The 12977-nt window shown below is 71.1% G+C and carries 16 protein-coding genes; 10 read left to right on the top strand and 6 right to left on the bottom strand.

Annotated elements, in window-relative coordinates; all coding sequences use genetic code 11:
- Positions 1–159: 159 nt before the first annotated feature.
- From SMD20_RS38580 to SMD20_RS38565, 4 genes are all read left to right on the top strand, one after another.
- Positions 160–975: an SAM-dependent methyltransferase gene (locus SMD20_RS38580; RefSeq protein WP_329590733.1), complete on the top strand. Its 816-nt coding sequence runs from the start codon at positions 160–162 to the stop codon at positions 973–975.
- Between the two features lie 196 nt (positions 976–1171).
- A complete protein-coding gene (locus tag SMD20_RS38575) occupies positions 1172–2050 on the top strand; it encodes a DMT family transporter (RefSeq protein WP_329590731.1) in 879 nt (292 codons plus the stop codon).
- Between the two features lie 138 nt (positions 2051–2188).
- On the top strand, positions 2189–4390 hold the full coding sequence (gene secA2 / locus SMD20_RS38570; protein WP_329590729.1) for an accessory Sec system translocase SecA2: 2202 nt from the start codon (positions 2189–2191) through the stop codon (positions 4388–4390).
- A 67-nt stretch (positions 4391–4457) separates the two neighbouring features.
- Complete coding sequence (locus tag SMD20_RS38565; RefSeq protein WP_020543887.1) at positions 4458–4607, top strand: GPGG-motif small membrane protein; 150 nt, start codon at positions 4458–4460, stop codon at positions 4605–4607.
- 179 nt (positions 4608–4786) lie between these two features.
- On the opposite strand, the gene SMD20_RS38560 is transcribed toward SMD20_RS38565, so the two are convergent.
- From SMD20_RS38560 to SMD20_RS38550, 3 genes are read right to left on the bottom strand one after another with little or no spacing between them, the layout of a single operon-like run.
- Positions 4787–5518 carry a metallophosphoesterase family protein gene (locus tag SMD20_RS38560; RefSeq protein ID WP_329590727.1) on the bottom strand — a complete coding sequence of 244 codons (732 nt, stop codon included), beginning with the start codon at positions 5516–5518 and terminating at the stop codon, positions 4787–4789.
- Positions 5511–5759 carry a BON domain-containing protein gene (locus tag SMD20_RS38555; protein ID WP_329590726.1) on the bottom strand — a complete coding sequence of 83 codons (249 nt, stop codon included), beginning with the start codon at positions 5757–5759 and terminating at the stop codon, positions 5511–5513. The genes SMD20_RS38560 and SMD20_RS38555 overlap by 8 nt, the downstream gene beginning before the upstream one ends.
- A gap of 46 nt (positions 5760–5805) precedes the next feature.
- Positions 5806–6816 (bottom strand): DNA topoisomerase IB, encoded by a 1011-nt coding sequence (locus tag SMD20_RS38550; protein ID WP_329590725.1) that lies wholly within the window; start codon positions 6814–6816, stop codon positions 5806–5808.
- Between the two features lie 107 nt (positions 6817–6923).
- Between SMD20_RS38550 and SMD20_RS38545 the strand changes: the two genes are divergently transcribed.
- From SMD20_RS38545 to SMD20_RS38535, 3 genes are all read left to right on the top strand, one after another.
- Positions 6924–7130, top strand: coding sequence for a hypothetical protein (locus SMD20_RS38545; protein WP_329590723.1), 207 nt, complete (start codon positions 6924–6926; stop codon positions 7128–7130).
- A 7-nt stretch (positions 7131–7137) separates the two neighbouring features.
- The gene (locus tag SMD20_RS38540) at positions 7138–8145 is read left to right on the top strand and encodes an SDR family oxidoreductase (RefSeq protein ID WP_329590721.1); all 1008 of its coding nucleotides are present in this window, start codon (positions 7138–7140) and stop codon (positions 8143–8145) included.
- Between the two features lie 172 nt (positions 8146–8317).
- Complete coding sequence (locus SMD20_RS38535; protein WP_329590719.1) at positions 8318–8581, top strand: hypothetical protein; 264 nt, start codon at positions 8318–8320, stop codon at positions 8579–8581.
- Between the two features lie 98 nt (positions 8582–8679).
- On the opposite strand, the gene SMD20_RS38530 is transcribed toward SMD20_RS38535, so the two are convergent.
- Positions 8680–9165: a DUF1360 domain-containing protein gene (locus SMD20_RS38530; RefSeq protein ID WP_329590717.1), complete on the bottom strand. Its 486-nt coding sequence runs from the start codon at positions 9163–9165 to the stop codon at positions 8680–8682.
- Between the two features lie 70 nt (positions 9166–9235).
- On the opposite strand from SMD20_RS38530, the gene SMD20_RS38525 reads away from it, so the two are divergent.
- Together SMD20_RS38525 and SMD20_RS38520 are read left to right on the top strand one after the other, a co-directional pair.
- Positions 9236–9832, top strand: a complete 597-nt coding sequence (locus tag SMD20_RS38525; protein ID WP_329590715.1) for a nucleotidyltransferase — start codon at positions 9236–9238, stop codon at positions 9830–9832.
- 73 nt (positions 9833–9905) lie between these two features.
- The gene (locus SMD20_RS38520) at positions 9906–11732 is read left to right on the top strand and encodes a transketolase (RefSeq protein WP_329590713.1); all 1827 of its coding nucleotides are present in this window, start codon (positions 9906–9908) and stop codon (positions 11730–11732) included.
- A gap of 21 nt (positions 11733–11753) precedes the next feature.
- On the opposite strand, the gene SMD20_RS38515 is transcribed toward SMD20_RS38520, so the two are convergent.
- Together SMD20_RS38515 and SMD20_RS38510 are read right to left on the bottom strand one after the other, a co-directional pair.
- Entirely contained in the window at positions 11754–12137 is a 384-nt protein-coding gene (locus SMD20_RS38515) for a ChaB family protein (protein ID WP_329590712.1), read from the bottom strand.
- A gap of 13 nt (positions 12138–12150) precedes the next feature.
- Positions 12151–12432 carry a hypothetical protein gene (locus SMD20_RS38510; protein ID WP_329590710.1) on the bottom strand — a complete coding sequence of 94 codons (282 nt, stop codon included), beginning with the start codon at positions 12430–12432 and terminating at the stop codon, positions 12151–12153.
- Positions 12433–12469: 37 nt separating this feature from the next.
- On the opposite strand from SMD20_RS38510, the gene SMD20_RS38505 reads away from it, so the two are divergent.
- Positions 12470–12973, top strand: coding sequence for a shikimate kinase (locus SMD20_RS38505; protein ID WP_329590708.1), 504 nt, complete (start codon positions 12470–12472; stop codon positions 12971–12973).
- Positions 12974–12977: the final 4 nt, after the last annotated feature.

The raw sequence follows: 12977 nt of genomic DNA, 5'->3' as shown, positions 1-12977 counted from the left end.
CTTCCTCGGGCTCACGTCCACTACCCGGCAACAGGGGTCCAAACGTCGTACCAAGAATTGACAAGCGAACCTGACTGTCCTGACGATCCTTCGCCAGGCGAGCGGCGGAGCCACGGGTGTGGATACGATCCGCGCAACCGACCGTGACAAGGGGGTCAGGTGAGTCTCGACGGCGCGCAGGAGTGGGCACCGCCCGGCGTGGACACCTCGCGCTCGTCCGGGGCCAGGGTGCACGACGCCCTGCTCGGCGGCATGGAGAACTTCGCCGTCGACCGTTCGGTCGCCCGCCGGCTCAAGGACGCGGTGCCGGAGGTCGTCGACCTGGTGTGGTGCAGCCGCGCCTTCATCGGCCGGGTCGTGGACTTCCTCGTCCGCGAGGCGGGCATCCGCCAGATCATCGACCTCGGCTCGGGGCTGCCCACCGTGGAGAACACCCACGAGGTCGCCCAGTTCGCCCATCCGCTCTGCCGGGTGGTCTACGTCGACCTCGACCCCATGGTCGAGCCGCACGCCCGCGCGATCATGAAGGGCAACCTGTACGCGGACGCCGTCACCGCCGACGCCCGCGACGTCGGCGCCGTGCTCGGCCATCCCACGCTGACCCGGCTCGTCGACCTGTCGCAGCCCACCGCGATCCTGGCCATCGGGCTGCTGCACCTGTTCTCCGACGACGAGGACCCGCACGGGCTGATGCGCCGCTACATGGCGGCGCTGCCGTCCGGCAGCTACCTGGCCGCCTCCAACTTCATGGCCTCGCCGAGCCCCAAGGCCAAGGCCCTGGAGGTGCTGCTCCAGGCCACGATGGGCACCGGCTGGTTCCGCGGGCGTGAGGCGATCGCCGCCTACTTCGACGGCCTCGTGCTGGAGGAGCCCGGCGTGGTGCACTTCCCCGAGTGGCGGCCCGACGAGCGCGTGCCGGGGCCGCTCTCGCCCTGGGAGGAGCTGCTGCTCGGCGGCGTCGCGCGCAAGCCGTGAAGCACGCCGTTAATTCCTGCCGTTCGGCCCCGGTCCCCGCTACGCTGATCCGCGTGCCGCGACGTCTGATCTGCTCTCCGCCCCCCGCCCGCTAGCGGGCGGCCTCTCACGCGACGTCCGGGTCCTGGCGATCCGGGGGTGGTTGCTGCCCGCGTACGGGCCCCTTTTCCACCACCTCCTCCGGAGAGCTTCTGTCATGACCCATGTCTCCGCCCGGCGGGGCGCCGTCTACGTGTCCGTGGCCGCCACCGCCTGGGGCACCGGCGGCGCGGCCGGTTCGCTGCTGTTCGAGACCGGCGGGCTCGGCCCCGTCGGCGTGTCCCTGTGGCGCTATCTCCTGGGCGCCGCCTTCCTGTTCCTGCTCGCTCCCCGTCCCGCCTCCCCTCGCCCGCTGAGCTGGCGGGTCCTGCCGATCGGGGCCGGGATGGCCGTCTACCAGACCGCGTACTTCGCCGCGATCGCCCACACCGGGGTGGCCGTGGCGACGGTCGTCACCATGGGCGCCACGCCCGTGTTCGCCGCGCTCGGCAGCCGCTTCCTGCTGCGCGAGCGGCTCGGCGGGCTCGCGCTCGGCGCGCTGGCCGTCGCGCTGGCCGGGCTGGTGCTGCTCACCGCGGAGACCGCGGGCGAGGCGGACGCGTCCGCGGCCGGGATCGGCTGGGCGCTGGCCTCGGCCGCCGGGTACGCCGGGGTGACCCTGCTGTCCCGGCTGTTCTCCCGGCGTCACCAGGACGACGCCGCGGCCACGGCGACCGGCGGGTTCGTCGTGGCCGCGGCGTGCCTCGCGCCGTTCGCGATGACCGGTGACGTGCTGCCCGAGGTCAGCGTGACGTCGGTGGCGCTGCTGCTCTACCTGGGTGCGGTGCCGACGGCGCTGGCGTACGGGCTGTTCTTCCGCGCGCTGAGCGCGCTGCGCGCGACCACCGTCTCGATCATCTCGCTGGGCGAGACCGTGGGCGCGGCGCTGCTCGGCGTGCTGCTGTTCGGCGAGCGGCTGACCCCGCTCGCCTGGTGCGGGTGCGCGTTGCTGCTGGCCGCGGTCGCGGTGCTCGCGGCCCGGCCCGAGGCGGGCTGAGCACGGGTGGGAGCGCTTGTGGCGGTCCGGGCCGCAACATGGGTTAAGGTCCGGTACGGCGGCGAGTGCTGTGCCGTCGCTGCGCTCCCACCCCGCCATCGGGGGAACGGTGTCGGCGAAGCGTGCGTTGGAGGAACTGTGGCCTCACTCAAGGGAATATTCAGGAACCTCCTGGACCGTCCGGGCGGCGTGCCCCTGACCCCCTACCAGAAGGTCGTCAAGGCGGCCGGCGAGCGCGCCGAGCGGATCAAGAAGCTCGACGAGCTGCCGCGGCCCGGGATGGACGACCTGGCCGAGTTCTGCGCCGTGGCGCGCGAGGCCGCCGACCGCACACTGGGGCTGCGCCCGTACGACGTGCAGCTCCTCGGGACGCTCGCGCTGCTCGACGGCAAGGTGGCCGAGATGGCGACCGGCGAGGGCAAGACCCTGTCGGGCGCGATGGCCGCCGCCGGCTACGCGCTGCAGGGCAAGCGGGTCCACGTGATCTCCGTCAACGACTACCTGGCCCGCCGCGACGCCGAGTGGATGGAGCCGTTCTACGCGGCGCTGGGCGTGAGCGTGGGCTGGATCGACCAGAACTCCACGCCGGAGGAGCGGCGGGCGGCGTACGCGAAGGACGTGACGTACGGGCCGGTCAGCGAGATCGGCTTCGACGTGCTGCGCGACCGGCTGCGCACCGACGCCGCCGAGATCATCGTGCCGGCCCCGGAGGTCGCGGTGATCGACGAGGCCGACTCGGTGCTCGTCGACGAGGCCCGCGTGCCGCTGGTGATGGCCGGCGCGGGCGACGCGGGCGACGCGGTGCCGGAGATGGCGGCGCTGGTCCGGCAGCTCGTCCGCGGCTACCACTACGAGATCGACGAGCAGGCACGCAACGTCTACCTGACGCCCAAGGGCGCCGACAGCGTGGAGAACCTCCTCGGTGTCGAGCTCTACGACGAGAACGAGCCCGGCACGCTCATCGAGCTCAACCTCGCCCTGCACGCCCACGCGCTGCTGACCCGCGACGTCGACTACATCGTGCGCGACGGCAAGGTCCAGCTCATCAACCCGTCGCGCGGCCGGGTGGCGCTGCTCCAGCGCTGGCCCAACGGCCTCCAGGCGGCCGTCGAGGCCAAGGAGGCGCTGCCGCCGAGCGAGAAGGGCGAGATCCTCGACTCGATCACCGTGCAGGGCCTGATCCGCCGCTACCCGCAGATCTGCGGCATGACCGGCACCGCGGTCGCGGTGAGCGAGCAGCTCGGCGAGTTCTACGGGCTGAAGGTCGCGGTGATCCCGCCCAACCGGCCCTGCGTGCGCGAGGACGAGCCGGACCGCGTCTACCCGACCGTCCCCGACAAGGACGCGGCGCTGGTGGAGGAGATCCAGACGGCCCACGCCACCGGCCGGCCCATCCTCATCGGCACGCTCGACGTGGCCGAGTCGGAGAACCTCGCCAAGCTGCTGCAGCGGCGCGGCATGGAGCCGGTCGTGCTCAACGCCAAGAACGACGCCGAGGAGGCCGAGATCATCGCGCGGGCCGGCGAGCGCGACGCGATCACGGTCTCGACCCAGATGGCCGGCCGCGGCACCGACATCCGTCTCGGCGACGGCGTGGCCGAGCTGGGCGGTCTCTACGTCATCGGCTCGGGCCGGCACGCCAGCAGCCGCCTGGACGACCAGCTCCGCGGCCGGGCGGGCCGCCAGGGCGACCCCGGCGCCTCGGTGTTCTTCGTCAGCATGACGGACGACCTGATCACGCAGTTCGTCCCCGACGAGCGGCCGCCCGCGGCCGACCCCGACGGGATCGTACGGCACCGGCGCGGCGCCTACCTGGTGGGTCACGCCCAGCGCGTCGCCGAGGGCGTCAACCTGGAGATCCACCGCAACACCTGGCGCTACACCCGCCTGCTGGAGCAGCAGCGCGAGCTGATCCTGGAGTGGCGCGACAAGGTCCTGCACGGTGACGCCGCCTCCAGGGCGCTGGAGCAGGCCGATCCCGACCGCTGGGCCGAGCTGCCCGAGGACACCCGCGACGAGACCGCCAGGCAGATCGTGCTGCACGCCATCGACACGTGCTGGACCGAGCACCTGGCCTTCCTCCAGGATCTGCGCGAGGGCATCCACCTGCGGGCGCTCGGCCGGATGAGCCCGGTCGACGAGTTCCACCGCGAGGCCGTGGCCGAGTACAAATCGCTGCTGGCCGAGGTGGAGCGGCGCTCGCTGGAGGCGTTCGAGTCGCCGGAGCCGGATCTCAAGCGGCCCTCCGCGACCTGGACCTATCTCGTGCAGGACAACCCGTTCGGCACCGAATGGGACCGCATTCTGCGCCGGGTCAAGAACGCCACCCGCCACGGCTAATCCCCAGCCCACTCAAGGCGAGGAAAAAGGATGTTATGGGGTCGCGGCTGAGGGCAGTGATGGGCTCATGGCTACTTTGCTCTGGATCATCGCAGTAATCCTCGTCATCGCCGGGATCTATGTGATCCTGGCCCGGCGCGACCTTCTCTGGGGGATCGTGCTCATCGTCCTCGGGTTCCTGGTGGGCCCGGGTGGCGTCAGCATCTTCAATGTCTAGGGGCGCAAACCGCCCACACATCCGTTCGGCAACGCCGCTGGGCCGGTCTCCGAGAGCGGTCCAGCGGCTCCATCATGCCCAATTGCTGAAATAAAAGCGTACGTTTTTACCGGACAGCTTTACCGGACGACGGCGAGGGCGCCTTCAGGCGCCCTCGCCGTCCGAAACTCCGGAACAATTCAGCAGTAGCCGTTCTCGCCCAGGCAGTAGACCGCGTACGCGCGGCCGATGACGGGCAGCGCCACGTTCCGCACCCGGATGCCGCCCGGCGTCATGCCCTTCTCGCTGCCCTTGTGCGCGTGCCCGTGCAGGATCAGGTCGGCGCCCGCCGTGTCGACCGCCTCGGCCAGCAGGTAGCTGCCGAGGAAGGGGTAGATCTCGTGGGGCTCGCCCTCCAGCGTCTCCTTGACCGGGGAGTAGTGCGAGAGCACCACCTTCAGGTCGGCGGTCATCTCCTTCAGCGCGACCTTCCACGCCTCGGCGATGTAGCGGGTGTGGGCCACGAAGTTCTTGATCTCGCGCTCGCCGAACTCGCTCGCGCACTTGCCGGCGTACCCGCCGCCGAAACCCTTGCCGCCGACCACGCCCAGCTTGACCTCGCCGCACTGGATGACCACGCCGTCGTCGTGGAGGACGATGACGCCGGCGTCGCGGAGCGCCGCGGCGATCTCGTACTGGAGGTCGGAGTGGTAGTCGTGGTTGCCGAGCACGGCGATCGTGGGGACGGGCAGCCCGCGCAGTTCCTCGGCCACCAGCCGGCCCTCTTCGAGGGTGCCGTGCCGGGTGAGGTCGCCGGTGAGCATGAACACGTCCGCCCGCTCCTCGATGCCCTCCAGGTGTTTTCGGTACTGGCCGCGGACGTCCTCGCCCAGGTGGATGTCTCCGACGGCCGCGATGCGCAGTTCAGTCAAGATGCTCGTCCTCTCCCGGCTCGGTGACCTCCACGACCATGATCTCGTTGTGCACGCGCAGGTCGGGTGCGGCCTCGTGCGCCACCAGGCCGAGCCGTTCGCGCTGCTCGGCCCCGCTCACCTGACCACGCAGGAAGAGCTGGTCGCCGCGGATGTCCACGCGGATCCCCAGCTCGTGCGTGCGCCCGTCCTCGGCCAGCGCCGCCTGGACGCGGGCCGCGACGTACTGCGGAGCTTCCATCGTCTCTCCTCCTCGCTTTGTCGTCGCGTGCCCGTGCATTAACGCCTCAAACGGTACGAATAAGGTCAATGACCGCCCGTTCCACCCGTCCCGCCGTCGCGAGCTGCCCGAAGTCGGCGTCCGCGCCGAGCTCGGTCAGGGCCGCGCCGATGGTCCTGTCCTGGTCGTACGCCTCGACGACGCGCGGGTCCACGTACGACGCCCTGGCCACGGTGGGGGTGTTGCCCAGGTACTCGGCGACCTCCCGCATGACGCGGGTGACCGCTCTCTTCTTCTTCGTCGGCCCCGCCTTGCCGGCCGGGCGGGACACCGCCAGCCCGACGGCCGCCAGCACCGTCGCGTGCCAGGTGCGGAAGTCCTTGGCCGTGACCTCGTAACCGATGATCTCCTTGAGATAGTCGTTGATGTCCTCACTGCGCACGTCGGCCCAGTCGCCGTCGCGCCGGTACCGCAGCAGCTCGCCCTCCTTGGGGCCGGCCCGCTTCAGCGAGCGCAGCACCGCGCACGCACCCGGGTCGGCCACCTCGACCTCGCGCGGGATGTCACCCTTGGCCTGGTAGGAGAAGACCACGTACCCCTTCGAGAAGGTCAGGTGCTCCATCCGCAGGGTGGCCAGGCCGTAGCTGTCGTAGCTCTCGCCGCCGATGCGGAAGAAGCCGATGTCCAGCAGCCGGGCCGCCGCGGCGAGGACCCGCGGCCGGGTCAGGCCGCGCCCCTGGAGCTGTTCGTCCACCGTCTTCCTGAACTCCGGCAGCCGCTCGGCCACCTCCAGCACCCGGTCGAACTTGGCCCGGTCCTGCTGCTCGCGCCACAGGTCGTGGTAGCGGTACTGGAGCCGCCCGGCCGCGTCGGTGCCGACGGCCTGCAGATGGCCGCGGGGGTCGGTGCAGATCCACACGTCCGTCCAGGCCGGAGGGATGGCGAGGGCCCTGATCCGGGCCAGCGTCTCGGGGTCGCGGACCGGCCTGCCGTCGGGGTCTGCGTAGCTGAACCCGCGTCCCCGGCGTCGCCGGACGATCCCCGGCTCACTGTGATCGCTAGGACGCAGCACGGGCACGCCAGGCGGGCTACCCAGGACGTTAATGGGCAAACGAGACGGGCAGAGGAGCGGGCATGGCTCATAAGGGAGATTGGCACGAGGAACGGTCCTCACGAGGCCACGCCATGGTGCCGGCGACCCCGCGCGACGTGGTGCACATCAGGGTGGGCTCGTTCATTTTGGTGTTCCTGTTCGCGTTCACGGTGCTGGGACTCATCGCGCAGGCGCCGGTCATCACCGGCATCGCCATCGCGCTCGCCGTGGTCACGGTCGTCGACATGGTCCTCGCCGTACGACGTCAGAAGCAAGGACGAGACGGAGAGGCGGGCTGATCGGTCCATGGCATCACTACGCGGGCGGGTCGTCGTGGTGACGGGCGCGAGCGGCGGCGTGGGCCGCGCGGTCGTGCGCGAGCTGGGCAAGCAGGGCGCGAAGGTGGCGCTGCTGGCGCGCGGGACGACCGGGCTGGGCGCGGCCGCGGTCGACGTGGGCGCGGCGGGCGGCGTCGGCCAGGTCTACGAGACCGACATGGCGGACTACGAGCAGGTACGCGCGGCGGCCGAGCGCATCGAGACGGAGATGGGCCCCATCTCGGTCTGGATCAACACGGCCTTCTCCACCGTCTTCGCCCGCTTCACCGACATCTCGCCGGAGGAGTACGAGCGGACCACTCAGGTCACCTACCTCGGATACGTGTGGGGCACGAAGGTGGCGCTGGACCTCATGGGCCCCCGCAACCAGGGCGCGATCGTGCAGGTGGGCTCGGCGCTGGCGCAGCGCTCCATCCCGCTGCAGTCGGCGTACTGCGGGGCCAAGCACGCGATCCAGGGCTTCACCGAGTCGGTCCGCACCGAGCTGCTGGCCGACGGGAGCAATGTCAGGATCACCGTGGTCCAGCTCCCGGCGGTCAACACCCCGCAGTTCGAGTGGGTGCTGAGCAAGCTGCGCAAGCACCCCCAGCCGGTGCCGCCGATCTACCAGCCGGAGGTCGCGGCCAGGGCGGTCGTGTTCGCGGCCGAGCATCCGGAGCGCAAGGAGTACTGGGTGGGCGGCATGACCGCCGCGACCCTCATGGCGCAGCGGGTGGCGCCCGCGCTGGTCGACCGCTACCTGGCGCGGACCGGCATCCAGTCGCAGCTGACCGACGAGAAGCCGCCGAGCGGCGTGTCGAACCTGTGGGAGCCGGCCGACGACGACACCGACTACGGCGCGCACGGCACGTTCGACCGGCGCTCGACCACGCGCAGCCCGCAGCTCTGGCTGTCGCAGCACCGCCGCCCGGTCCTGATGGGGCTGGCCGGAGGCGCGGCGGCGGCGGGTGCGCTGGCTCTGCTGCGCCGCAGGTGAGCGGCTCACAGGTCCAGATTTTTCCTCCCGAGAGGGATGAAAGCACACCTCATGATCGGTTCGCCGATCGCCAGGGATGGCGCGCGATTGCCACCATATGCTCACAGGACGGCGGGACCCCGGCCCGGGACGGGTCCGGGGTCCCTTCATGCGAGCGCGAAGGCGGGAGCGCGTGAACGCAGCGACGGAGCCGCCGGGCGGCGAGGACGGCCTATGGAGCCGGATGGCCGGGACGAGAGCCGAGCTCCTGGAGCTCAGGAACGAGGTCAGCCACGGGCTCACGGCGCTCGGCCGGCAGGTCGGCGAGCTGACGCGGCAGGCCGAGGAGCACCTGGAGCCGGCCCGTCACGAGGTGCTGGGCAAGCTGGACGCGCTGCGCCGCGAGCTGGCCGAGCTGGGGCTCAAGGCGGGCAGGCCACCGGACGAGCAGCAGTGAAAGTGAACGGGCGAGCAGCGATGAACGGCCGGAGAGCCGGACCGGCGCGGGCCCCCGTCCGCATCGGGGCCCGCGCCGGGGCTCGGTGAAAAGCGGGGCTACTCCGCCGCCTTCATGAGTCTGGCGTAGGCGAGCTGGAGCCAGTCCGACACCGCCACCGCCGTCATCGTCGCGCCGATGAGCCGGGTCGCCTTCGGCGCGATCACCAGTCCGGCGGCGTACCCGGTCGCCACCCACTGCGCGAGACAGAACGGGCACGCCAGCAGCTCGCCGAGCGCGCTGCGGGGGCTCTCCTCCACCTCGGCGGGCCCGCCCTGGCCCTCGTACCGGGTGAAGGGGGCGCGAAGGGGACTGGTGACGGGGTCCTTGGCGATGCGCCGGGACACCTTGTGCGTGCATGCCGCCATGAGCGCGAGGTCCAGGACGCCGATCCGGTCGGGGACGCGCCGGTTCGCCAGGCCGGCCACCGCGGCCGCGACGGCCACCGTGCCGCCGTACGCGGCGAGGATGCCGAGATAACCGCGGAGCGGACGATTCTGCCCGCCCTCATAGGCCCTTTCCGTCTTCTCCAGGATTTCCGTCATAGGGCCTGTGACTACCCTGCAAGGGCCGCATCCAACGTCTACTTGACCATCCGCTGGGTAGCCCGAACCTATGAGCAGCCACGGTCACGAGGTCACTGACGCCATCCTCGACACCTTGAAGCGCGCGAGCTCCGGGCTCAAGGACGCCGGGGTCAAGTTCGCGCTGGCCGGAGGTTGCGCCGCTTACGCCCGAGGCGCCGCCCCCTCCCTCCATGATGTCGATTTCGTCCTCACCGAGCACGACGTGCCGGCCGCCCTGGACGCGCTGCGCCAGCTCGGCTTCCAGACGGCCAAGCCCCCGGAGGACTGGCTGGTGAAGGCCTACGACGAGGGCCGGCTGGTGGACCTGATCTTCCGTGTGTCCGATCTCGACATCACCGAGGAGCTGCTCGACCGGGCCGAGCCGCTGAAGGCGTCGGCCGTGATCGTGCCCGTGCTGGAGGCCACCGACCTGGTGATCTCGTGGCTGCTGCCGCTGTCGGAGCACGCCTGCGACTACGGGGCGCTGCTGGCCCAGGTGCGGGCGATGCGCGAGCAGGTGGACTGGCCGCGGGTGGCCGCGGTGACGGAGGACTCCCCTTACGCGGCCACGTTCATCACCCTGCTGGAACGGCTCGGCGTGCTGAACGGCCCGGTCGAGCCCTCCGGCGACTCCAAGTGGCCCTGACGCCCGCCCGCGCACGGCGTTAACTCGGCCGACGCGGGTAGACGGGGCGGAACCCGTCTCCGAGGAGGTCAAGATGCCCGAGCGCGATCTTCAATACCTGGCCGAGCTGGCCGCGCAACTACGCGTCGACTCCGTCCGAGCCGCCGCGGCCGCCGGCTCCGGTCACCCCACCTCGTCGATGTCCGCGGCCGACCTCATGGCGGTGCTGTTCTCCTGCCACCTCCGTTACGACTTCGCCGACCCCGGCAACCCGGCGAACGACCACCTCATCTTCTCCAAGGGGCACGCCTCCCCCCTCCTCTACTCCCTCTACAAGGCGGCCGGCGCCATCGATGACGAGGAGCTGCTGACGTTCCGCAAGCGTGGCAGCCGGTTGGAGGGGCACCCCACCCCCCGCCTGCCCTGGGTGGACGTCGCCACGGGCTCCCTGGGCCAGGGACTTCCCGTCGGCGTGGGGGTGGCGCTGGCCGCGCGGATGGAACGGCTGCCGTACCGGGTGTGGGTGCTGTGCGGCGACAGCGAGCTGGCCGAGGGGTCGATATGGGAGGCCGCCGAGCACGCCGGCGACGAGGGCCTGGCCAACCTCACCGTCATCGTGGACGTCAACCGGCTCGGCCAGCGCGGCCCCACCCGGCACGGCTGGGACACCGGGGCCTACGCCCGCAGGTTCGGCGCGTTCGGCTGGCACACGATCGAGATCGACGGGCACGATCCCGGGCAGATCGACTTCGCGCTGTCCGACGCCTGCAACACCCGCAGACGCCCCACCGTCATCCTGGCGAAGACCCGCAAGGGCGAGGGCGTGCTGGAGGTGGAGAACCGCGAGGGCGCGCACGGCAAGGCGCTGAAGGATCCTGACAAGGCCGTCGAGGAGCTGGGCGGCGTCCGGGACCTGCGGCTCTCGGTGAGCCGGCCGGACGAGGCCCCTGACCCGTTCCGCTTCGCGGACGGGCCGCTGGAGCTGCCGGCGTACAAGGTCGGCGACACGGTGGCCACGCGGACGGCGTACGGGGAGGCGCTGGCGGCGCTCGGCGCGGCCAGGGGCGACGTGGTGGCCCTGGACGGCGAGGTGGGCGACTCGACCAAGACCGAGCTGTTCGCCGAGGCGTTCCCCGAGCGCTTCTTCCAGATGTACATCGCCGAGCAGCAGCTCGTCGCCGCCGCGGTCGGGCTGCAGGTGCGCGGGTGGAGGCCGTACGCGGCCACGTTCGCCGCGTTCCTGACCCGGGCCTACGACTTCATCAGGATGGCCGGGGTGAGCGGCGCCTCGATCCGGCTGGTCGGCTCGCACGCGGGCGTGGCCATCGGCGAGGACGGGCCGTCCCAGATGGGGCTGGAGGACCTCGCCATGATGCGGCCCGTGCACGGCAGCACCGTGCTCTACCCCTGCGACGCCAACCAGGCGGCGGCGCTGGTCGCCGAGATGGCCGACCTGGAGGGCGTGTCCTACCTGCGCACCACGCGCGGGGCCACGCCGGTGATCTACGAGCCGGGCGAGCGCTTCCCCGTGGGCGGCTCGCGGGTGCTGCGCCGCTCGGCGGAGGACCGGGCCACGATCGTCGCGGCCGGGGTGACCGTCCACGAAGCGCTGGCGGCGGCCGACGAGCTGGCCGCGGCCGACGTGCCCGTCGGGGTGATCGACCTGTACTCGGTCAAGCCGGTCGACGCGGCGGCGCTGGCCGAGGCGGCCACCACCACCGGCAATCTGATCACAGTCGAGGACCACCGGCCGGAGGGCGGGCTCGGCGACGCCGTGCTGGAGGCCGTCAGCGAGCTCGGGCCCCGGGTGGTCCAGCTCGGGGTGACCGGGCTGCCCGCCTCGGCGACGCCGGAGGAACAACTGGCCGACGCACGCATTGACCGCCGCGCCATCGTCGCGGCGGTCAAGCGGTTGTTGTGATCGGGCCCGGTAAGGGGAAGGTCACCGCGCCTTCGCGGTGGCCTTCCTGTTGGCCTTCTTGATGGCCTCGACCAGCTCCTTCTTGTTCATCCTGGACCGGCCGGTGACGCCCAGCCGCTTCGCCACGTCCTGCAGGTGCTCCTTGCTGGCGTTGGCGTCCACGCCTTCGGCCGTGCGGCCCGAGCGGTCCTTCGCGCCCTGGTCGGACGGGCCCTTCTCGGACTTCGGCTCCCAGTGGTCGCCGACCTTCTCGAAGGAGTGTTTCAACGCGGCGAACGCGGTCATATGAGCGCGCCTGCCCTCTCCGTACTCCTCCACGGCACTGTCGTGCGCCTTGATCCAGGTGCGCTGCGCCTTCTTCGGCGAACGCTTGATCGTCGACGGCAGCTCTTCGACTCCCGGCATTCCCTTTCACCTCCTACAGGGGGGGCTCGTCGTAGCGGCGGCGTTCCTCGTACACGGTGGTGCGGCGGGTCTCCGGCTCAGCCACGATGTCGTGACGGTGCACCGGCTCGTCGATCGGACCGACCGCCCTGCGGGTTACGGTGATCCGGTAGATGCCGAACAGGAGACCGGCCAGACCGCCGAGCATGAGGATGACCCCCACCACGTTGATGTCGAGACCGGCGAGGTCGAACTCGACGGCCCAGGTGAGGATCGCGCCGAGCATGATGAGGATGATGCTTCCGGCGATGGTCATCTGATTTACCTCCTTGACACGAGGAACTTCTATCCACATGTCGAAAAACAAACCAGTCGTGGTGATCGGGCTGATGGGATCGGGTAAGACCACCGTCGGCCGCCTCATCGCGGACGCCCTCCACCTCCCCCTGACCGACAGCGACCCCTTCCTCCGATCGCGCTACGGCGGCACCGCCAAGGAGATCGTCGCCCGCGAGGGCGCCGACGCCCTCCACCGCTACGAGGCCCAGCACGTCCTGATCGAGCTGGCCGGCGAGCCCAAGGTGATCGCGGCGGCCGCCAGCACCGTCGAGGACCCCGAGGTGCGCCAGGCGCTGCGCGAGGTGTTCGTGGTGTGGGTCGACGCCGACGACGCCGTGCTCGCCGAGCGCATGAAATCGGGCGACCACCGCCCCGGCTTCGACCCCAAAGCCATGCGGGCCCGGCGCGAGCCCTGGTTCAAGGAGATCGCCGACATGCGCTGCGACGTGGGCGTCCTCCGGCCGGAACAGGTGCGCGACGAGGTGCTGAGGGAGTTGCGCTCGCGCGGCCTGGCATAATGAT

It is taken from the genome of Nonomuraea sp. LP-02 (assembly GCF_036289125.1).
GTDB classification, from domain to species: Bacteria; Actinomycetota; Actinomycetes; order Streptosporangiales; family Streptosporangiaceae; genus Nonomuraea; species Nonomuraea bangladeshensis.
This window is presented reverse-complemented; position numbering and strand designations above follow the sequence as displayed.